General features: G+C 48.0%; 19 protein-coding genes. 8 read left to right on the top strand and 11 right to left on the bottom strand.

What is annotated here, in order from left to right; genetic code table 11:
* Positions 1 to 151: 151 nt before the first annotated feature.
* From OXH00_06050 to OXH00_06035, 4 genes are all read right to left on the bottom strand, one after another.
* Positions 152 to 850, bottom strand: a complete 699-nt coding sequence (locus tag OXH00_06050) for a hypothetical protein (protein MCY3740565.1) — start codon at positions 848 to 850, stop codon at positions 152 to 154.
* 168 nt (positions 851 to 1018) lie between these two features.
* Positions 1019 to 2320 carry a hypothetical protein gene (locus OXH00_06045; protein MCY3740564.1) on the bottom strand — a complete coding sequence of 434 codons (1302 nt, stop codon included), beginning with the start codon at positions 2318 to 2320 and terminating at the stop codon, positions 1019 to 1021.
* A gap of 14 nt (positions 2321 to 2334) precedes the next feature.
* On the bottom strand, positions 2335 to 2643 hold the full coding sequence (locus OXH00_06040) for an MTH1187 family thiamine-binding protein (GenBank protein ID MCY3740563.1): 309 nt from the start codon (positions 2641 to 2643) through the stop codon (positions 2335 to 2337).
* Between the two features lie 9 nt (positions 2644 to 2652).
* Complete coding sequence (locus tag OXH00_06035; protein ID MCY3740562.1) at positions 2653 to 3591, bottom strand: aldo/keto reductase; 939 nt, start codon at positions 3589 to 3591, stop codon at positions 2653 to 2655.
* 324 nt (positions 3592 to 3915) lie between these two features.
* Here OXH00_06035 and OXH00_06030 point away from each other — a divergent pair, with 324 nt between their 5' ends.
* The 7 genes from OXH00_06030 (at position 3916) to OXH00_06000 (ending at position 12461) form a co-directional block, all read left to right on the top strand.
* Positions 3916 to 4590, top strand: coding sequence for a hypothetical protein (locus tag OXH00_06030; GenBank protein MCY3740561.1), 675 nt, complete (start codon positions 3916 to 3918; stop codon positions 4588 to 4590).
* 3 nt (positions 4591 to 4593) lie between these two features.
* Entirely contained in the window at positions 4594 to 5628 is a 1035-nt protein-coding gene (gene rfbB, locus OXH00_06025) for a dTDP-glucose 4,6-dehydratase (protein ID MCY3740560.1), read from the top strand.
* A gap of 4 nt (positions 5629 to 5632) precedes the next feature.
* On the top strand, positions 5633 to 6601 hold the full coding sequence (locus tag OXH00_06020) for a phytanoyl-CoA dioxygenase family protein (GenBank protein MCY3740559.1): 969 nt from the start codon (positions 5633 to 5635) through the stop codon (positions 6599 to 6601).
* Between the two features lie 18 nt (positions 6602 to 6619).
* Entirely contained in the window at positions 6620 to 7669 is a 1050-nt protein-coding gene (locus tag OXH00_06015; protein MCY3740558.1) for a zinc-binding alcohol dehydrogenase, read from the top strand.
* 304 nt (positions 7670 to 7973) lie between these two features.
* Positions 7974 to 9962 carry a leucine-rich repeat domain-containing protein gene (locus tag OXH00_06010; GenBank protein MCY3740557.1) on the top strand — a complete coding sequence of 663 codons (1989 nt, stop codon included), beginning with the start codon at positions 7974 to 7976 and terminating at the stop codon, positions 9960 to 9962.
* 310 nt (positions 9963 to 10272) lie between these two features.
* Positions 10273 to 11511 (top strand): GNAT family N-acetyltransferase, encoded by a 1239-nt coding sequence (locus OXH00_06005; GenBank protein MCY3740556.1) that lies wholly within the window; start codon positions 10273 to 10275, stop codon positions 11509 to 11511.
* A gap of 26 nt (positions 11512 to 11537) precedes the next feature.
* Positions 11538 to 12461, top strand: coding sequence for a site-specific DNA-methyltransferase (locus OXH00_06000; protein MCY3740555.1), 924 nt, complete (start codon positions 11538 to 11540; stop codon positions 12459 to 12461).
* A 6-nt stretch (positions 12462 to 12467) separates the two neighbouring features.
* Here the strand turns inward: OXH00_06000 and OXH00_05995 are convergent, their stop codons facing one another.
* From OXH00_05995 to OXH00_05965, 7 genes are all read right to left on the bottom strand, one after another.
* Complete coding sequence (locus OXH00_05995) at positions 12468 to 14765, bottom strand: glycoside hydrolase family 95 protein (GenBank protein MCY3740554.1); 2298 nt, start codon at positions 14763 to 14765, stop codon at positions 12468 to 12470.
* 15 nt (positions 14766 to 14780) lie between these two features.
* Positions 14781 to 15680 carry an ankyrin repeat domain-containing protein gene (locus OXH00_05990; protein ID MCY3740553.1) on the bottom strand — a complete coding sequence of 300 codons (900 nt, stop codon included), beginning with the start codon at positions 15678 to 15680 and terminating at the stop codon, positions 14781 to 14783.
* Positions 15681 to 15692: 12 nt separating this feature from the next.
* Positions 15693 to 16976 (bottom strand): sulfatase-like hydrolase/transferase, encoded by a 1284-nt coding sequence (locus OXH00_05985; GenBank protein MCY3740552.1) that lies wholly within the window; start codon positions 16974 to 16976, stop codon positions 15693 to 15695.
* 56 nt (positions 16977 to 17032) lie between these two features.
* Complete coding sequence (locus OXH00_05980) at positions 17033 to 18181, bottom strand: tetratricopeptide repeat protein (protein ID MCY3740551.1); 1149 nt, start codon at positions 18179 to 18181, stop codon at positions 17033 to 17035.
* Positions 18182 to 18260: 79 nt separating this feature from the next.
* Complete coding sequence (locus OXH00_05975; protein MCY3740550.1) at positions 18261 to 19043, bottom strand: LamG domain-containing protein; 783 nt, start codon at positions 19041 to 19043, stop codon at positions 18261 to 18263.
* Positions 19044 to 19175: 132 nt separating this feature from the next.
* Positions 19176 to 19961 carry a LamG domain-containing protein gene (locus OXH00_05970; protein MCY3740549.1) on the bottom strand — a complete coding sequence of 262 codons (786 nt, stop codon included), beginning with the start codon at positions 19959 to 19961 and terminating at the stop codon, positions 19176 to 19178.
* A 78-nt stretch (positions 19962 to 20039) separates the two neighbouring features.
* Positions 20040 to 21038, bottom strand: a complete 999-nt coding sequence (locus OXH00_05965) for a mannonate dehydratase (GenBank protein MCY3740548.1) — start codon at positions 21036 to 21038, stop codon at positions 20040 to 20042.
* Between the two features lie 197 nt (positions 21039 to 21235).
* Between OXH00_05965 and OXH00_05960 the strand changes: the two genes are divergently transcribed.
* The coding region (locus OXH00_05960; protein ID MCY3740547.1) for a glycoside hydrolase family 32 protein at positions 21236 to 22473 on the top strand (1238 nt) is incomplete at its 3' end.

Genomic DNA, 22473 nt, shown 5'->3' with positions numbered 1-22473 from the left:
TTTTTGTGTGTCCGGTAATAATATTACGTCAGTGGTTACACAGACACAGATAGGACAACCACTTTGGTGTAGTATAACAGATATACCATAATTAAATCAAGCGAAAAAAATTGTGCCCCAAATTTCAGATTGAGGCTTACAAAGAACGAGTTTAGTAAGAATTTTTAACTTCAGCCCATTGCGTCGCCAGTTTTCCGGCGGGTTCGACGGGTTGAAACTTATCAAAATCTATGTGGTGTTCGACATCAGCATCGACACCGACATACTGTCCCCAGCCGCCGCGCTCACTGACCTTCACCATCAACAGATTCGCACCTTTTTTCAGGTCCACTTCAAACCTATCTTGGTAGCCATTGATATTGGCGGGCAAACCCCCGCGCCCACGGTTCACAGCCATTCGATGGACCTCTTCACCATTAAGCCAGACTTTGAGAGAATCATCGCTGCTGGTACCCATTGTCACACCGGACTGCTTTTTGCTGGATTCAAGTATGAGAAGTGCATAAGACGTAACATCGTTGAAATCAGCGACTTTTGTCATCTTAATATTCACGACACACACGTTGATGTCGCCGTTCGCTGGGAGTTCGCCCGGAGTCCACTCATAATCACCGACTTCATCGCCTTCTTTAGCACCATTTTTTGCGACCTTTTCCTCGGTGACTTTGCCCTTGCTGGCTTCATCCAGAGAATCTTCATCGGTAGAAGCCTGACCGCCTACACCGGCATCGGTAGGTACGATCATCCAGAGCCACGGTCCCGCGATTGGCTTTTCGGCATTGGCGATGTGCATCATAACCGAAAGACTCATTAGATATACCAGCCCTATTATCCATAATTTCTTCTGCATTTATTTACTTAGAACATCCTTTCATTGATTGTCAAAAAGTTTTAGAGAATTGTACAACAACAGCTGTCCGGTCTATTCAACTAACGAAACAGGTTAGCACAGGTTACCAAAAATGCCAAATATATTTTCTCGATTGAATTTTGAACTATTTGGTTGAAAGCGACTGGCCTAACGGGCGTGCTTTAGTTCTCCCCACTTTGTTATAAGTTTACCCGTAGGTTCAACGGACAGAGAACCTGGTGTGCTTGTGAGAGCGAAATCTGCATCAATGCCGACGTACATGCCCCATCCACCGCCGCGCTCACTGACCTTGACCATCAACAGATTACTACCGCGTTTGAGGTCAACATCAAACGTATCTTGGAAGGTGTTTGCGTTCCCACGTCCGCGATTCACGGCGTTGGTATGAATGACTTCACCGTTGAGCCAAACCTTGATAGAATCATCACTATTGACACCCATCGTAACGTCGCGCTGTGCTTTCGTGGTTTTAAGGGTAATCAAAGCGTAGGATGTAACATCGTTAAAGTCAGCGACGTTTGTCATACCAATTGATACGACAGTTGCATTGATGTTACCGTCTGCTGGGAGGGTGCCGAACGTCCATTTATAATCACCGACAACATCACCTTTTCTCGCACCGTTTTTTGCGACTTCCTCTTCTGTGACTTTTCCGTTACTTTCCTCATCAAGCGAATCAACATTGGTAGAAGCCTGTCCGCCTTGATTGGCTTTGGTGGGTGCGATCATCCAGAGCCACGGGCCGGTAATGCGTCTATTTGCGCCCCATTCATTTTCTTGTACGGGTATGGGGTCTCCCTGAGCGTCAAATTCAACGTGTTCATAATCATCAAAGTTTAGGCTGTGCTCGAAATTCGCATCAATGCCGACGTTCATACCCCAACCGCCACCGCGTTCACTGACCTTGACCATCAACAGATTTGCCCCTTCTTTGAGGTTAACCTGAAATTCATCTTGGAATTCATTGGGGCCTCCACGTCCGCGGTTGACTGCGTTCTTATGAACGACACTGCCGTTGAGCCAGACTTTGATAGCATCATCGCTGCTGACTCCCATCATTACATTACGTTGCTCTCTGTCGGATTCGATTATGATAATGGCGTAAGACGTGACATCGTTGAAATCAGCGATTTCTGTCATTCCTATATCAACGAGCATCGCATTGATATTTCCATCGGCAGGAAGTTCACCGGGAGTCCATTTATAACCGCTGACGGGATCGCCCTCTTTCGCTCCGTTTTCTGCAATTTGTTCTTCGGAGGTTCTGCCTTTGCTGGCTTCATTGAGTGAGTCAATATCGGTAGAAGCCTGTCCGCCTTGATTAAGTTCGGTTAGCGCGATCATCCAGAGCCACGGACCGGTGATACGTTCTTGTGCTTGGCTGATGTTTGTTGTCATGAGAAAGCTTATCAGACATGCTAACCCTATCAGGAAAAATTTTTTGTCCATTTGAAGCGTATAACCTACCTATGTGATTCTAAGTGTTTTCGGACGCTGGTAACCTTGTCTTCCATCGTTTGTTTTTTATCAATTCGGGTGCCGAACTTGAGTGTTGTTGTGATTCGGGGTGCGCCCATCTCATGGACGACCTCATGGCACCGCCGGATTGCTGCGAATACAACATCCCAATCGCCCTCGATATTCGTGCCGTAGGCGTGCAATTTCGTTTCCAAACCTGCTGCTTTTAGCACCTTCTCACACGCAGTGACATATTTTGAGACCGAAACGCCGACACCCATCGGGACGACGCAAAGATCCGCAATAACCTTCATATATTTCCCTTAATTGTTTTGTAATTGGTCTAAGACTGTGGCCGGCAGAGGGGCTGCCCCTGAAGTGGCTACACCATCGTCAACTTGTGCCGGTGTCATCATCCCTGGCACGACGCAGGAGACTGCCGGATGTGCTAAGATGAATTTGAGGGCGGCTTGTGGGAGGCTTCGCGCCTTATCGCCGATGATCGACTTCACCTGTTTCACCCGTTCCAGGTCAGCGAGGAATTTCTCGCGAGACCAGGTTTTCCGATAATCGTTTTCTGCAAACACAGTGTCCGGTCCGAGTTGTCCAGAGAGCAGTCCGGACGACAGCGGTTGCCGGACGACAATGGCGACTCCTTTTTCAGCGGCGGTTTCCATCACTGGTGTCGCCATCCCTTGAGTGAGGATGTTGTAGGTGAGCATCAACGAGGAGATACCGGTCCCTGCTATTGCTTTCAGTGCGTCTGCCTCACTACCGAGCCCCATCCCATAGAATCGGATTTTGCCTTCAGTTTTGAGGTCTTCCATTGTGCCGAACGCATCATCCCACTCGGATGCCGGCGGTGGTCCATGGAATTGATAGATGTCTATGACATCTCTCTTCAACCGCGTGAGACTTCCTTCAACGGCTGACCGGATATAATCAGGTGAAACATTAAACGCTGGGTGTTCCCATCCTTGGCTAATCCAGCCATCAGAGTCCAATTCATAGCCGAGTTTCGTGGCGATAACGACTCTATTGCCGAGTGCTGAGAAAGCCTCACCGAGTAACTGTTCAGCGCGTCCACCACCGTATTGGTCTGCCGTATCGTAGTAGGTGACACCGCTTTCAAAGGCATATCGGAGGAGATCAACAGCGTCTGTTTCACTGATGTCTCCCCATTCACGTCCTCCGAGTTCCCATGTTCCCATGCCAATTTCAGAGACGGTTAGTCCTGTGTTTCCTAATTTACGTTGGCGCATTATTGTTCCTTCGCAAGACCATGAGACACGGTCCCTCTACTTAGAAAGTACTACGATTTGGATTGATTATCTTACAATATTTGCAATTATTTGTCAAGCGTATTTTTGTTTTTTCGGTTATCAGTTGTTAGTAGGTAAAGTTTCAAACCCGATCGACGAGGATCGGAAACCAGACAAAATAGGAAACTGAATGGCACTGATTTGAAAGTGAATTTGGATTGACAGGCTATGTCTGTTTCTGATAAGATATAGTTATTCATCCAAGGGAGTGGACTGATGGCTAAAAAACGTGGCAAGTTTTGTTTGAACGGAATCGGAACGAAAATGGAACAGCACGCAGAGCGGGTTTTGCGGTTGGTAAAGTTAGATTCGCCGCATGCGGATCCACTTGCCTACGCGTCTCTACTGTTCCTTGAAACCCGTGATCCTGAAAGATTTAAGACGCTTATGTCGGAGGTGATGGTCGCAGCACTTTACGATCGGTTTAAAACCCGTAGAAAGGCGCGCGGGCAAGCAACGTTAGACGCAGCAGAACAAACTCAACCAGGGACGAAACGCGGTGAAGTGAGCGCAGAGCGGCGAAGACGCAAACTCGCACTCAACGGTGAAGGCACGTTGAGCGAACAACATGTTGACCGAGTGCAGAGACTCTGGTCGGTTTTGTTAAAACGTAATCATAACATGTATCAATATAAGACACGTGTCGCTTTTGCGGCGTCGATGCAGTGGTTGGAAGAAAACGAACTTAAGACATTCCTAACGCTCCTTGAGTCGCTTGAGGACATGTCAAACGGTGATGATGCCTATTTTATCTTTCTTCGGCACGAACTCAATCAGATACAAAAACGGGTTGTAGCATCACATGCGAAAATGGATCTGGACATTCTGGCACCGACGCGACGCAGAAAGACGGAAACACCCGGTGATGTCGATACCTCCACTGAAGCGATGCATCCGGATCAACGGACGATATTTGACCTTGTAGAAGGGAACTCTTAAGTAATGAAGTTACTTGTCACTGGTGGTGCTGGATTTATCGGTGCCAACTTCATCCGATACTGGTTACGGCACCACCCGGACGATGCCATTGTTAACCTTGATTTGCTGACGTACGCTGGCAATAGCACCAATTTGATGGATGTAGCGGAACGTTACCCTGAACGTTACACGTTTACCCATGGCGACATTTTGGATTCGGTGTTGGTGGAAAGTGTCTTGGAAAAAGAGGCATCGGATGTAATAGTCAATTTCGCTGCGGAGTCGCACAATAGCCGTGCAATTCTACATCCACGACGTTTCTTTGAGACGAATGTGATGGGTACGCAGGTTTTATTGGACGCAGCTCGGAAGTATGAGGTCCAGCGATTCCATCATATCTCTACGTGCGAAGTTTACGGTGAACTCTCGCTGGACTCACCTGACGCATTTGATGAATGCACGCCGTATCGTCCACAAACCCCTTATAATGCTTCTAAAGCAGCAGCCGATCATCTCGTGAATGCTTACTTCCATAGTTTCAACATGCCGATAACAATTTCTAATTGTGCGAACAACTACGGTCCCTACCAGCATCCAGAAAAACTCATTCCACTCTTCACAACAAATGCGATCCAAAATTTACCCTTAACGCTCTACCGAAGCAGCCATAACCGCCGAGAATGGTTGCACGTTGAAGACCACTGTCGAGCCGTTGCAGCGGTGATCAAGCACGGCAAAATCGGTGAAACCTACAACGTCGGAAGTGGTGTGGAGAAGAGCATTGAGGATATTAGCGATTTTATCTTAGATGTTCTTGACAAACCGCAGCATTTGAAAACTTATGTCCCTGACCGCCCCGGACACGATTGTCGGTACCTGTTGGATTCAGGAAAGATAAACCGTGATATTGGATGGGAACCGACGATTGACTTTGAAGATGGCATGCGTGAGACGATTCAATGGTACGTCGAAAATCAGGAATGGTGGCAGACGATTCAACAGAAAGCAGATAGTGAAGTAGTTCAAGAGGATAAATGGGAAAAATTCACACGGAGGTAACCTCATGCAACTGACGACACAACAATTGGCAACATGGAAACGGGACGGAATCATCGTGGTGCCCAACGTATTTCCACCCGAAATAATTGCGCCCGCGTTAGAAGAGATTGAACGGAATGCATACGATGGATTAACTTACGCCGAATATCAAGCGAAATGGGGGCCGCAGCCAGACGCACTGAAAAGTGCATATCAAGAACGCAGTGATATGCAACGACTTGCGGGTCCGTTTGGAAAAGCGGTACATTTCCCGACAGGGTTGGAAGCGGTAGATAAACTGATTGAAAATGAAGCATATTTGGCGATTGCAAAGCAGCTGTTAGACACCGAAGAAATTCGGCTCGGTTATGGGCAGATATTCTTTCGAGAGGGACTTACCGATAGCCGTCATAGCGAGCATCCGTGGCAGGGTTATCACATCGACAATGCGACGAACTCACCTTTGCCACCGCACCCGGATTGGCAACGGTACGGATATATTTTGACCGCTATCTTCCCACACGACATTGAATTAGACGGTGCACCGATGCTTGTCTGCCCAGGTTCACAGAGCCAGTTGGATAAAATATGGGCGAAGTACCCCGGTAGAGCAGGCGGAATGGGTATTCCTGATCTGCGTGAGTTTAAAGGAGAACTCGCGGATCCGGTTCCGCTTACGGCGAAAGCGGGGAGTGTGTCGTTCCGTTCCAGTTACTTGGTTCATGCGGCACAACCGTTTGAGAACAAGAACAGACAGCGTGGGTGGATGGGGTATCACTTCCATCGGGCAGACAATGACGATTGGTGCAAAACGACGCGCCCAGTGCCCGGTTGGGGCAGCCCAAACTATATGAAATTTGTCACGCAAACGACCCCAGCTGTGCGGCGCGTTTTAGGGTGGCCCGCACCTGGGGATGCGTATTATACGCCGGAAGCCCTTGCACGTCTTGCGCAAGCATATCCGGGGATTGATTTGGAACCATACCGGAATTAAAATCAGAGAGGATTGTTTATGAGTAAAACGAGAAAAGTTGTGGTGATGAATGAAGCGGGACGTATCTGGACGGAGGAGCAGGAAACGCCTGCGCCGAAGCCCGGTCAATTGTTGGTTGAAGTTCGCGCCTCAATGGTAAGTCCGGGTACGGAACTCGGTGGTGTTAAACGGCGACGCGAGAATCCAGGTGCTGAAGCGAGGCAGCGTCCCTTTGGATATACGAATTCCGGTGTTGTTGTCGGTATGGAAGGCGATTGCGACGAATTTGAGATCGGCGATCGGGTGGCTGGTATGGGCGGTGGTTACGCGCTCCACGCAACTTATGCTTGTGTACCGCACAATCTATGCGCGAAGATTCCTGATGATGTCGCTGACGAGGACGCTGCTTCTATTCATCTTGCGGCAACGGCATTGCACGCCGTGCAACGCGGACGTATCCGCATCGGCGAAAACGTTGTTGTTGCTGGGTTAGGTATCGTTGGGCAATTTGCGTGTCAAATCGCCAAAACAGCGGGGGCTTATGTCATCGGTTTAGACCAACTACCCTTACGAATAGGTATCGCCGAAAACGCTGGGGTCCACTGCGCTGTAAACGTATCCGAAACGGATCCGATTCCCATCGCAGAGGGATTCACTAACGGTTATGGCATGGATTGTGGGATTATCGCCTTCGGTGGCGATGCGACGAGCGCGTTTCAGCAGATTCGTGCGATGCTAAAGACTGCCCCCGATACACACAAGGTGGGACGGATTGTCATCGTTGGTGGTGCGAGCATTACGCACGGTTTTGCAGCAGGACTCGGCAATGTAGACGTTATTAGCGCGGCACGTACCGGACCCGGCTACCACGACGAGGATTATGAACACGGCGCGGATTACCCACCGGTATTTGTTCCGTGGCCCACACAACGCAACTTGGAGTTATCGCTACGACTGATGTCCGAAGGCAAAATTCAGGTGAATCCTTTGATTACGGATATTATCCCGATTGATCAGGCATCTGAAGGGTGTGAAAAGTTGATTCAAACGCCGAATGAGGCATTAGGCGTTATCTTTTCAATGCAATGAGTTGTTCTATTTCTAAAATTTTATTCTGAAATCCATAGATGGATTCGATTTGACATCAAATTGAAGTATGATCAACTCTATTAGAGCAAATTTATTTAAAAAAATAATAAAAATATGTCCTGATATCAATTTATGTGATCGGTTTGCCTTTTTGCTTAGATGGCAACTTAAGTTATGGTATAATATGCGTCACACGAAACGTCAACTGTAGCCGCTGATGTGCTATACAACTCCAAACGAATGCTTGTGCAGGATGCTATGGTATGCCTTGTTCAAGCGTATCTTATACTTACGGAATATAACGGTGCGAAAATATCTATGGATATTGATTGTTGTTTTAATCGGCTGGATGCTCTCCTTTATCGGTTGTGACAAGATGAATAAAATGGTCAAACCGGTTTTGACCGACAAACCGGCAAACGTTTTGATTTATATAGGTCGCACTATTTGGATAACACAAGCGGACGCAACAATTGAAGCAGGAACTACGAAAAGACTCTTGGCCTCTAAAGGAATTCAAGTAGAAATTACGAAAAATGAGGAATCCGTCAGGGATTGGATGCTTCAGACAACCGCAGACGATGCTGTGAATGTCTTAATTCTTTATGGTGTTATCCCTACCACGATCTATGCTGTGGGAAATATCCAACCCGATGGGTCTGTCGCAGAGAACTGGATTGAAACACCGGATGGGGACACTATTCTGAATCACGCTGGTTATTTAGGTTATAGCAGCGATATTGATGTCATTGGTGAATGGACCCCGGAATCTAAGGAAGCCGTAGGCACAAACGAACACGGGGCTTTGAGAAACCTCATGGACCATCCTTTTATATCTCTTTTTCCTAACTCACCTGATGTTCCACCTTACCCCTTCATGTCTGTCACAGCCGATGGAGAAGAACTGGCTCCGAGTTCAGTCAATTTTGTATCTATGAGACCGTTTCCTTTGAATCAACTTCAAGGAGAATGGTTTGCTGAAAAGGTTTTTGCGAGTAGTACTGGGGACGCTCAGGGGATCTTCGCGGATCCCGTCATTGTCCGAGACGGAAATCGTGGCAGACTGGCGATTGTTCACCAAACATTAGGAGATACCCCTAAAGGGGCAGTTGCTGCGGAAATGATCAGCAACTATCTTTTACAGGACACAAAAGTGGAATTCCCTGATGTGAATTTGGCGAAAAGGGTGCGTGAGGCACTCTATTTACCCGCAGAGGCTGCGATTCCGAAGGTGCAACTGACAACATTAACGGTTTTGGATGCTTCAACACAGAACGATGCGGCACCGGAAGAAATGATACGTGATATCACCGGCTTAGAACATGCAACCCGGCTGTCGGAATTAGGTTTATCAGGCAACAAAATAAGCAATATCAAACCCCTCACAGGATTGACAAATCTCAAGATATTAGGACTTGCCTCCAATGAAATTAGTAACATCAGTCCACTTGTAGGATTAACAAAACTCAAGGTGTTAGGTCTCACAGGTAATGAAATCAGCGATATCAGTCCACTCTCGGGATTGACGACAAATCTCACGTTGTTGGAACTTGACTTCAATAAAATTAGTGACATCAGTCCACTCGCAGATATGAAAAATCTCGTGCATTTAGAGCTTGACTCTAATGCAATCAGGGATGTCAGTCCACTCAGGGGATTGACATATCTTAGGAAATTAGAACTCGGTTCCAATGCACTCAGTGATATTAGTCCACTCAGAGATATGACAAATCTCACGGAGTTAACTCTTTATCATAATACAATCAGCGACATTAGTCCACTCAGAGATATAACAAATCTCACGGAGTTATTTCTTCATCGTAATGTAATCAGCGACATTAGTCCACTCAGAGATATGACAAATCTCACATGGTTGAGTCTTACAAATAATAAAATCAGTGACATCAGTCCACTCGTAGGTTTGACAAATCTCACGTGGTTAGATCTCGGCATCAATGCAATCAGTGACATCAGTCCACTCGCAGGTTTGACAAGGCTCAGAGAATTATATCTTTGGAGTAATGAAATCAGCGACATTAGTCCGCTCACAGATATGATAAGACTCACGTGGTTAGATCTCATAGATAATGAAGTCAGTGACATCAATCCACTTGCAGGTTTGACAAATCTCACAGAGTTAGCTCTCCGGAATAATAGAATTAACGACATCAGTCCACTCATAAAATTGGTCAATCTTAAGTCTTTATACATTTCTGGGAATCCGAATATAGATAAAGAACAGTTGGATATCTTACTTGAGAAGAATCCAAATTTGAAACTGGATGTTAATTAGTGCTTACGAAAGAATGGGCATACATTCACGAAAAACACTTGAAAGGTTGTGGTGAGGAAAATAATGTGGATTCAACGTAAAGATTTCACAGAAGCCAATAACACGCCACAACCAGTAGTCTGTGTAAGGTGGTTTTATTACTTTTGCTGGTGGAATTTCATCCTGCCAGGAATGTGATCGTAACAGGCATTGTTAAAGCTTATCGGAAACCGATTTTTTGACCAACAACTCGGCTCCAAATATAGTAGAGTAAGGTACGAGTTGTTGATCAAAACGGCAAAATCGGAGCAGAAACTTAATCGTTAAAAATATGGAAATTAGAGCAGCTCACAAATCAGAATTAGAGCAAGTTATCGAACTTAGTTGCTTGGCTTTTGATTCAGATGATCATGAACGCTATTGGCAGTATGTCCAAGGTGATAGCAGTTATCGTCCGTCACAAACCCGTGTTGTTGTAGTGAATGAAAAGGTTGTCTCGACTTTGCGCGTTTGGGAGCGACGGATACGGGTCGGGGAATCTCTCGTGACCATGGGGGGCATCGGTGGTGTCTGTACACATCCCCACTATCGTGGTGTTGGATACGCGTCCGCTCTCATGCGGGATACTATTGGGTACTTGAAGGCAACAGGGTACGACATAGGTGCTTTGTTTACTATCATTCCAGACGAGTTTTACGGCAAACTGGGTTGGGTTTCTTTGCCCTTGCGAAGTTCTATTGTGATGTGTAATGCGTCAATAGAGGCAGAGACTCCACCTGGATGGCAAATAACCGATTTTACCCCAGAAACGGATTTAGATGCTGTGGCGAAGTTATACGACATCGCTAATGAACAGCAGAGCGGGGTTATTGCCCGAACGCGTGCTTACTGGGATATGGCACCCTCTCGTCTACGGGGTATTCTTCCGACTGTTGTCGCGCGCCGAGTAGGAGAGACTTCTGCTTCCGAATTAGGTGGATATTTCAATTATCAGTTAGGTGGAAAAGTAGCTGAGGTACTTGAGGTTGGATACATGCCCGACAATTCGGAGGAGATTTTGGATGTGCTTCTGTCTCATCTTTTTCAAACACACAGCGTTGAGAAAGTCAGCTGTACGTTTTCGTCGATGATCTCGTCTCAACATCCTTTTGTGCAACGCGTTGTAGAGAAGTGTAATGGCACCTTAACACGGGTAGAGGGAACACCGATGATGTTCTATGCTGTGAACCTACCGGTGTTCTTGCGTCGTCTTGTTGTCGGATGGGAATCGCGAATTGCGGATGTCAAAGCGACATTTCCACTGCTTGCTGTCAAATTGCCTGCTCTCAACGACCAGCAAGCAGTGCTGCGGCATAATGCTGATGGCACCCTGCAAATCGTCCCTGAGGATGCCGATGCAGTTGATTTCGACATGAACTTATCTGAAGCGGATTTTTGGAAACTCCTATTTGGCGAAATAGGGTGGGAACAGATAAGTTCTGATACTACAGTCCCCGCAGAAATCTCGGCATTTTTGGCGGTTTTGTTTCCAAAACGGGATGTTATTTATTGGCGTCCGGACCGGTATTGAGACATAGATAGGTGCAGAAAATGGGTATGGGACATAATTATAACAAAAATTCGGAATCTCGAAAGGGTGGGACTCAGACCAGTGCGTTCGGTACCCCTGGAAGAATCAATCACGATGCCAGTGCGTTTTATGGGAGTAAACTCTATGCTGATCAGGAACTCTCGGAACCTGATACGTGGATAGAGAATCCTATTCCCGCCGAAAACCTCAATCGACTCTATTGTGCCTCCAGCGCACAGATGTCCGAAATCCCGGATGATAGTATCCACCTGATGGTTACATCCCCGCCTTACAATGCCAAAAAGGAATATGACGAAGATCTGTCGCTCGCGGAATATAGGGAACTCCTCTATACTGTTTTCGCCGAGACCTATAGAAGATTGGTCACCGGTGGTAGGGCATGTATCAATATCGCCAATTTAGGACGGAAGCCGTATATCCCGTTGCATAGTTACATCATAGAAGATATGCTGGCGATCGGCTACCACATGCGGGGTGAAATCATTTGGGATAAAGCCTCAAGTGCCGGGAGTTCAACAGCGTGGGGCAGTTGGTTGTCAGCAGCGAATCCGGTACTGAGGGACGTTCATGAATACATCCTCGTTTTCTCTAAAGGCTCCTTCTCTCGAAAACGTAACGGCAAAGAGAATTCAATCTGTAAAGAGGATTTCTTAGAATGGACAAAAAGCGTCTGGCGTTTTCCGTCTGTCTCAGCGAAACGCATCGGACATCCGGCACCGTTTCCTGAGGCGCTGCCGCATCGGTTAATCCAGCTCTATACCTTCGTCGGCGATGTTGTCTTGGATCCGTTTTGTGGCAGCGGCACGACATGTTTGAGTGCGTTGAAATCAGGTCGGCACTATATCGGTTACGATATTGAGGAGAAGTATATTCGACTGGCGAACGAACGGATTAAACAGTACAGCGATCAACCGCGTTTATCAATATAAACAGACTTATGCGAAAATATATGTTTTTCCAGTCTCCGTTCCGAAGGTCAGAACTGAATCCGATTGTTCTGTATCAACCGATTGTCCGTTGCATGTCACGCTAACAGTGGCTGTTGTTCGGACGGTACAGTCATTCCCCAATGTGGAATAAAGTCGCGCTTCAGTGAGTTGTCCATTCTCCCATGCCATATCTACCTCAAACCCACCGCGAGCGCGTAAACCTTTGACATGTCCGGTGCGCCATGCCTGCGGGAGTGCAGGCAGTAGGTGAATCTCCCCTGCATGACTTTGGATCAACATCTCTGCTATACCGGAGACACCTCCGAAATTGCCGTCAATCTGGAAGGGTGGATGTGTATCAAAGAGGTTCGTCAAGGTGCATTTCGCCAGAAGTGCTTGGAGATGGGTGTATGCCTCTTCAGCATCTTCAAGTCGCGCCCAGAAGTTGATGAGCCATGCGCGGCTCCACCCCGTATGTCCACCGCCGTGTGCCAGCCGATATTCCAGCGATTTCTTTGCCGCCGCCGCCCACTCTGGTGTGCCACGCAGCGTAATCTGACAACTCGGATGGAGTCCATACATGTGCGACATGTGTCGATGGCCAGGTTCAGGTTCGTCGTAGTCGAACACCCATTCCTGCAGTCGTCCCGTTTTTTCGCTAATCTGGAGCGGTGCAAGCCGTTCTAAAGCGGAGACTAACTCAGCGCGGAATTCTGCATCTTCATTGAGGACATCAATGCAAGCGATGCAGTTGGTGAAGAGTTCATGTATAATTTCCAGATCGATTGTTGCGGCATAGGTGAAGAGGGAGCGTGTGCCGTCTGGTTTCAGGAAACTATTTTCGGGTGAATGCGACGGATTGGTGACCAGTTTACCCGCAACGGGTGTGCCTTCGGGTGCCTCCACGAGAAAATCAAGCATAAAACGGGCAGCACCTTTCATCAGTGGGTAGCCCTGCTTTATGAGAAAGTCCTTATCGCCACCGAAAAGGTAGTGTTCCCAGACGTGTTCACATAACCATGCAGCACCGACAGGCGAAATCCCCCAGATACCATCAGCGGGCGTTGTGAACCCCCAAATATCGGAGAGATGATGAACAACCCAGCCATCAGCACCGTAATGGATTTTGGCTGTCCGATTTCCGGGTTCAACGAGTGTGTCCATGTAATCAAATAGCGGTGTGTGGCATTCTGGTAGGTTACAGATTTCGGGGACCCAATAGTTCATCTGAAGGTTGATATTGGTATGGAAATCGCTGTTCCAAGGGGCGTTCATGTGTTCATTCCAGACTCCTTGCAGATTCGCAGGTAGACATCCGGGTCGGGAACTTCCCATTAGCAGATAGCGTCCATACTGGAAATAGAGTGCAACGAGGCCTGGGTCTGACGCGCCCGCCTTTACCGCATTTAATCGCTCGTCGGTAGGGAGATTTTCCGCATCCGTAGCACCGAGGTCTAAATCGACGCGTTGGAAGAGGGATTGGTGTTCAGCAACGTGATCGGCGCGAATAGCTGCATAAGATTTTGTATCAATACCTGCCAGATAATCCTCACAAAGCGCGTTCGGCATTTCACTCGTATTCGTCTGGCTTACATAACTCGTCGCAGCGGAAAGAAAAAGTGTGGCAGCATCCGCGCCATTGACAGACAGACTTTCTCCCGTTGACTCGATCGTTCCGTTTTCAGCGTCCACCTGTAGGTAGGCTGAAAACCGTACGCCGTCGTCGCCACACTGTCCGTCAAGCCGGAGAATATTGGCGGCAATTGCCTCAACAGTGGCATCTTGCTCACGTGTCATCGTCATATCAAAAGCGATTTGTCGTGTCGTATCAGATTCGATTCTGATAACGATGAGGTCATCTACGGCTGTCGCAAAAACTTCTCTTGTGAAATTGACATCACCACAGCGATAGGTTGTCTTGGCAATGCCTGTGTTTAAATCGAGTTCTCGGTGGTAATGCGTCGCACCATTGTGTGAAAATTCCAGAAACACATCTCCAAGCGACTGGTAAGATTTAATGCGTTCTGGCACGCCGAGCATCGTTTCACCGGCAAGTTTGGTTGCTTCTTCGTTTTTATCCTCGAATAGGAGTTTTTGCACCTTCGGGAGTGCTTCCAAAGCCTTTGGATTATTGGTATCGCGAGGACCACCATCCCAAAGGGTTTCTTCGTTGAGCTGGATGCGTTCGCGTTTCACGCCGCCGAACACCATTGCACCGAGTCTCCCATTTCCGAGAGGTAGTGCGTCTGTCCATGCTGCGGCTGGTTTCTGATACCATAAGGTGAGATTATTTGTGTTTATCATAGAATAGAGAAGTGATTACCAAGACCATCCCTTTCGCTCGCGGTGGTCGCAGAGGACCTTGACGGTTTCGTGTGCTCTCTTTTCTGCAGCAATATGCAAAGGCGTATGCCCATTGTCGTTCGCTGCGCTGGTATTTGCTCCGTTTTCAAGCAGAACTACTGCGGTCTCATGTGCATTGTGTGATGCTGCGATGTGCAGCGGTGTGTCGCCATTTTTGTCCTTTGTGTTGACGTTCGCGCTATTTTTAAGCAGTACCGTTGCGACTTCGGAGGTATCGTCCTCGGCTGCGATGTGCAGCGGTGTGAGACCTTTATTGTTCGCTGCGTTCGTATCAGCACCATTTTGGATTAGGGCTTCCGCTGTTTTATAGGCGTTTCGCCATGCTGCCCAGTGCAGAAGGGTATAACCAGATTTGTCCCTTGGATTAATATTTATGTTGCTTTCGAGCGATACGCCTTCGGCTTCATAGACATTGCGCCATGCTGCCCAGTGCAGTGGCGTGTCCCCATCTTCGTTCCTCGTGTTAACATCTGCTCCATTTTTCATCAACACCGCTACTGTTTCGTGTCCATTATTCCACGCTGCCCAGTGTAACGGGGCAAAATTCTTATCGTTCGTTGCGTTGACATCAGCCCTATTTTCTATTAACACTGATGCCGCTTCATAAGCATTGTGCCACGCTGCCCAGTGCAGCGGTGGATAGCCATATTTGTCTTTTGCGTTGACATCAGCCCCATTTTCTATCAACGCTGCCACGGCTTCATAGGCATTGTCTCGCGCGGCATCGTGAAGGGTAGCATAGCCATGTTTTTGTACGCGTTTAATTGTATTGTTGTTATCTGCGCTCTGTGAGTTGATGTGCATGCCAAAAGTGTCGTCAGGTTCTGATGCCTCATGTCCATTTTGTTGTTTCAAAACAATATCCTCCTAATTTCCTCGTTGCCAAGGCACACTCCCTGCCTTCTGTGTTTCTGCTTGAAATAGTTGGCTCATTTCTCTGAAAAGTGCTGTCTCCGTTTGTGCGTTATCCGTTGTTTCCAATGGGTCGTTTGACAGATTGTAGAGCTCCAACGGTTCAAAGGGGCTGTTGTGCAACAATTTCGTGTCTCCACGCCGGATGGCATGTTGGCACTGTCCGAGGAAGCGTTGTCCCCCTTCTCTTCGTAGCCAATAGAGTATACGCTCCGAGAAGTCCTGCTGTTCGCCTTGAAGCGTCTGCCAAATTGAGCGTCCTTCGATGCCTTCGGGAATTGACGCGCCTGCCACTTCACATATCGTCGGGAACAGATCCATGAGCAGCGCAACCTGATCCGTAACATATCCGTCTTGGATGTATCCGGGCCACATTGCACACGTAGGGACTCGGATGCCGCCTTCGTACATTTCACCTTTTTGCCCGCGTAACGGACCGTTGTGAGCACCAACGTTCATTGCGCCGCCGTTGTCCGATGTGTAGATAACAAGCGTATTCGACAATTGATCGGTGTCCTCAAGCGTGTCGAGTACGCGTCCAATACCAGCGTCCATGTGCTCAACGAGCGCGATATATTTTGCGCGTTGCGGTGAAATGTCGGGTTCGCGTTCCTGTACCCGCGCAATCCATTCATCAGGCGGTTGGATCGGGGTATGCGGCGCGTTGTAGGCAAGATAAAGAAAAAAAGGTTCAAACGATTGTGCTTGTGCGCGAATGAAGTCCATACTCCATTCTGTAAAGAGATCTGTAGCGTGTCCTCTCGGATCAATGGTATCAAAACCGTGACGCATGTAGTTTATATCGTGTCTGCGGTGTGTGTAGTAGTCGTCCATCATATCGCCGAGGAAACCGTGAAAATGATCGAATCCGCGTTTGCAAGGGTGATTCTCTGGTTCGAGTCCAAGGTGCCACTTACCGATGAGTGCGGTACGGTAATCTTTCTGTTTCAAGGCTGAAGGGAGCGTGACCGCATCCTGTCGAAAATACCCCCAACTATTTTCTGGATGCGTGCGAATCACACCTGGCACGCCGGCCCTATCGGGATAGCGTCCGGTCATGAGGGATGCCCGGCTTGGCGAACAGACGGAGGAGTTCGCGTAAAATCTGGTAAACCGTGTTCCGTGTTCAGCAATCCGGTCAATATTCGGGGTCTGGATTGAGGGGCCGTTGTGTGCCGAAATATCGCCATAACCGTGGTCGTCAGCGAGAATAAGGAGGACGTTAGGCAATTGTGTCATAGTTTTTCCATAAATATATTGTCGCGCGAGGTGTGTGGTAATATAGTGTTAGTTTTTCAATTCACGAATTCACACCATACAGCCGGGACACCGACTGGCACGCCAATTGGCGAAATCTGGAGTTCTGACGTGTCTATATTTCCTACACTACCTGTCACGATTGACAGATTGGTATGTGCTTCTTGTAAATCTTCGGCTGCGATCGCCGCTTTGAACTCCGCGATTGCAGCATCGCGTTTGCCTTGTTGATGGTAGACGATGCCAAGGTTGTTGCGCGCTTCAGCCGTTGCTCCGGCTTTTTTGTATGCAGCAACAGCCGCTTCAATACTGCCTTCGTGAAAGAGGATAATTCCGAGGTTGGTATTTGCCTCTCCAGAATCTGGGTCACTGCGACGTGCGCCTTCTAACATAACCTTTGCTTCATCAAGCCGATTTTGGCAGATGTAAACGAAACCGAGGTTGATCTGCGCTTCTGCTGAATCAGGTGCCATATCCAGTGCTGCCTTGTGCAACGCGATTGCCTCCTCGTGTTTTCCTTGCCAACTGTACACGAGTCCAAGATTTGTATGCGGTTCTTCACCACCGTCGAGTTCAATTGAAGTCTTGAATGCATCAATAGCACGCGCAAGTTCGCCTTGCAACAGGTAAGCGAGTCCGAGATTATTATGAGGTTCTGCCAGCGTTGGATCGGTTTCAAGCGCGTTTTGATAAAGTTCAATGGCTTCATCAAACCGTCCTTGCCAACTATAAATCAGCCCGAGGTTCAACTGTGCTTCTCCACCATCGCCAAGTTGAATTGCTTTTTCTGATGCGCTTATAGCCTTATCAAGTTTTCCTTGGGAGATGTAGACGAACCCTAAGTTCGTATATGCCTCAGCGGAGTTTGGGTTGCACTGGAGTGCTGTCTGAAGCGATTGAAATGCTGCGTCAAGTTTCCCTTGCCACGCATAAACGACACCAAGATTCGTGTGGGGTGCTGAGAGATTCGGATCGAGGCGACGTGCTTTAAGATGTAAACCGATGGCTTTGTCTAACTCACCTTCCCAACAGTGCAAGACACCCAAATTAGTGTACGGTGCTGCCAAATCCGGTGCGAGACGAATTGCTGCATTTAAGGCAACTTTCGCCGCATCAAGCTGTCCGTGATCAACGTCATTACATGCTTGACGATTCAATGTTCTTGCACGTTCAATATGTTCGGTCATGCTATCTCTTTACAGCAAATATCAAATGCGTGCAGCCAGTCGTTCAGTGAGCACACCAGCTGCACTTGATTTGCCGAATCTATTGCCGAGATTTGATGCCTGCCCATGTCGTGGCAAGTTTACCAGAAGGTTCAACAGGCATGAGTGTTAGGAGCCCCTTCTCCATCAGCTCGTTTATGTCGTCTTCTTCCAGTACGGAAGCGAAGATTGCAACCTCATAGAGCATACCGTCAAGTGTCTCTGAGGTATTGTTAGTCCAACCGCCGATGTTGACCTCGGTGTCATTCTGGGGCCCTGGTTTACCCATCCCTCCAACAGAACCGATTTCAACGCCATTTTCGTAGATCTTGATGGTATCCTTTGCGTCGTACGTTGCGGTCATATACAACCAGACATCTTTCTTCACATTTCCTTGCCCCCAGGCACCTTTCCAACCGTCTCGCGCAAAGTAAGCTTCCCAACCGGTGCCATTGCCGCTTGTCCTAAAGGCGTAATTTGCTACGGTTCCATTCGCAGGTCTTTTACCGAGAATATGGCCAAAACCGTTCTCGGTTTTGTTGACATACACCCATGAAGTAATTGACCACGCCTTTTCCAGATACATACTCTCGGAGTCTGCGATGATAACCCGATCATTTACGCCGTTTAAACTGAGGGCAGGGCCATCCGGTCCTTTAATCCATTTTCCGCCTTGAAGTTCACCGTGGTTGTCGTTTCCAGAAATATCTTCGATATCATCGCCTTTGCCTTCGTTGAGCAGCCAAATGCCCCTTGCGGTTTCAAAGTCGATCTCCGCATAAGTATGTACTGCGAAGGTCAGACTGATGGTGATAATCGCTAAACTGACTATAATGGATTTCATTTTTATTTTATCTCCTTAAAGATTCAGTTTGCTATAAGCCAACTTGTTTCGACTGGGTAAAATTAGCAATTGCGAAACGGGTGCAGATAGTTTGCAAAGGACACACTGACCGCACCCAATTTGCCGCATCTATTATTGAGATTTGATGTCTGCCCACGTCGTTGCGAGTTTGTTAGAAGGCTCAACAGCTGCTAAGGATGATAGCCCGTCCTCCATGAGGGTGTTTATATCTTCTTCCGCCAAGGCGACACTGAAAAGCGCGACCTGAGCGAGCATACCGTCAAGTGTCTCTGAAGTGTTGTCGGTCCAACCGCCGATGTTGACCACAGTGTCATTTCGGGGAGCCGGTCCACCCATCCCCCCAACGGAACCGATTTCAGTGCCATTTTCATAGATTTTAATGGTATCTGTTCCGTCATAGGTTGCGGTCATATACAACCATTCCCCTTTCTTGACTGAACCTTGATTCCAGGCACCTTTCCAACCGTCTCGTGCATAGTATGCTTCCCAGCCTTGACCATTGCCGCTTGTCCTGAACGCGTAATTCGCCACGGTTCCAGATGCAGGTCTTTTGCCAAGAATATGTCCAAAACCGTTCTCGGTTGTATTCACAAAAGTCCATGCGGTGATCGTCCATGCCTCTTCGAGATACAGACTATCGGAATCTGCGATGATAACCCGATCATCTTGTCCATTTAGACTTAAGGCAGGGCCATCAGGACCTTCGACCCATTCTCCACCCTGAAGTTCACCATGATTCTCGTTTCCAGACATATCGTTGATAACATTGCCGTCACCTTCGTCAAGTAGCCAAATGCCCCTTGCGGTGCTAAAATCGATCTCCGCGTAAGTATGTACTGTGAAGATCAGACTCAGACTGATGGTGATGATCGCTAATTGCGTTATAATGGATTTCATTTTTACCTCCCAAAGGTTGAATTTACCGTTAAGATACGTTTTGACTCAGTGTATTGCTCTCATTGAAACCAAATTAACCTACGCTACCGAATTGACCGCCTGAATCAGGGCGATAATATATCCGAACTGGAATGCCCACGCCTGTCTAACTCTACCAGAAACACCCGGTGGCGATGGATCGTCTGGATGCCCTGGTGCGTGGTCAGGCATTAACATGTAGGGGTATTCTACATCTCGGAGGGTCTGCGCAACTCTGTGCATGTCAAGGTGTCCCTCGTCGGGCCAGACCTCTTGGAAGTTGTGCAGTCCGCCGCGAATGTTACGAAAATGAATATTGAAAAGTTTCTTCTGCTCGCCGAAATACTGGATAATTTCATAGAATTCAGTACCCGGATCGTCTAAACCCTCCGACACAGTGCCACAGCAGAAGTTAAATCCATGGTAGGGGCTCTCCGCAATTTCAGCGTAACGTTTCATGCCATCAAAAACGGGGTAGTTCCAGCGTTCGACACCTCTCAAGATAGGGGCGGGTGGATCGTTCGGATGACATGCCATCTGGATTTTGTTTTCTTCAGCGACTGGAATTATACGCTCAAGGAAATAAGCGATCCGATCAAACGCTTCTTCGCGACTTACCTCACCAGCTTCTGAAAGTGTTTCATTATCGTACTTGGAGAAATCGAAAGTGCTGTAGCTTGAACCGCCACGTCCGAACGTGCTCTCAGTTCGTTGATTTTGCAGGATGCAAAAGTTATAGTTCAAACCTCGTAAACCTGCCGCCGCAGCATTCTCAATCGTCTTACAAACTTCCTCAATATCTTTGTCGCGCTGCGGATCTTGCGCAAGCGTAATGCTCCTCGGCATCCCGATATGAATCATCTCAAGACTGACACCCGCTTCCGCTGCTTCTTCCTTATGTCGAATCAGCGTTTCGGTTTCAGTGTCTTCGGGAGTAGTATCCATATGCGTTACACCGTGCCGCATGAGGAATGTCAACTCTTTGGGAGATGTCCCGATACCTTGAACACCGACGTGCATCTCCGCTTTTTTGCCGGGTTGTTTCTCAATTTTATCCATCCTTCCCCCTCCTTCAACGATTCAACGATTAAATGTCCTATATTGACTTTTTACTCAGAACGGATTTGTGCAGTATAGCATGCCCTAAAAATCGTGTCAATTCAAAAATGTCAATGGAAAATTTTTTGGACATACGATCAATTCTATGGTATGCTAAAAACTATAGAATTTCATAGAAATTACACAGAGGAGAAACGATGGCAAACGAAGATTACACCTCGCGTGTACCGTACTACACGTTTGCGGAGACGCTGGAAGCGCAAGAAGCAGAATTGGAAACGAATCCGCTGATGCAACGGCTTAACGCTTATCGGAAAACCTATGAAGGCGATCCGCACCGTCCGATTTATCACTACATCAACCCCGAAGCGATGCTCAATGATCCGAACGGGCTCTGTTTCTGGCAAGGACGCTGGCATCTCTTCTATCAGGCGTATCCACCTGAAGACACACGACAGCATTGGGGACACGCGATAAGCGACGACCTCATCCATTGGCGCGATTTGCCGTATGCAATTTACCCGAACCCCGAAAGGTGCTGTTTTTCGGGTGCGACGCTTGTAGAAGAAGACCGTGTGATCGCGATGTATCATGGCACAGTTGTCGGCAATATGGTTGCCGTGTCGAGCGATCCGTTGCTTCTGAATTGGGAGAAGGTATCCGGCAAAGCGGTCATCCCGGCGAAACACGCGGACGGCACGACTCCGGTTTACCGCGTCTTTGACCCGTGTATCTGGAAGAAAGACGACATGTATTATTCGCTTTCCGGTGGCACACTCCCGCACGGACCCGGTGGTAAACCAATTCGTGCCAACTTCCTGCTCCGTTCAGCCGATTTAGCGAACTGGGTCTATCTACACCCATTTGTTGAAGACGATATGTTCACATTGGTGGGTGATGATGGGGCGTGTCCGTATTTCTGGCCCATCGGAGATCGCCACATGCTCCTTTTCTTTAGCCACATGAGCGGCGGACAATATCTGCTCGGTGATTATGACACCGAACGCGACAAGTTCGTCGTGACAGCAGGTGCGAAGAACAATTTCGGGGCGGCATCTCCAGCGGGTGTCCACGCACCCTCGGCGACACCTGACGGGAACGGTGGACTGATCGTTATCTATAACATGAACCCGGCGAAGCCTACCAAGGGTTGGAATCAGATCATGACGCTGCCGCGTCGCTTGACACTCCTCTCCAGAGATGAAGTCGGCATCGAGCCTGCGGGTGATATTGAATCGTTGCGGTATGAACATCAGCATGTCAATGCGATGACACTCCCCGCGAACGAAGAGATCGTGCTGGAAGGCATCAATGGCAATGCGATGGAGCTTGAACTCGAAATTGACCCGAAATCGGCACCGATGGTTGAACTGAATGTGCTCCGTTCACCGCAGAAAGAGGAGTTCACGCGTATTGCGTTCTTCAGGGAACGTGG

This window comes from Candidatus Poribacteria bacterium (assembly GCA_026706025.1).
Classification (GTDB): Bacteria; Poribacteria; WGA-4E; order WGA-4E; family WGA-3G; genus WGA-3G.
This window is presented reverse-complemented; position numbering and strand designations above follow the sequence as displayed.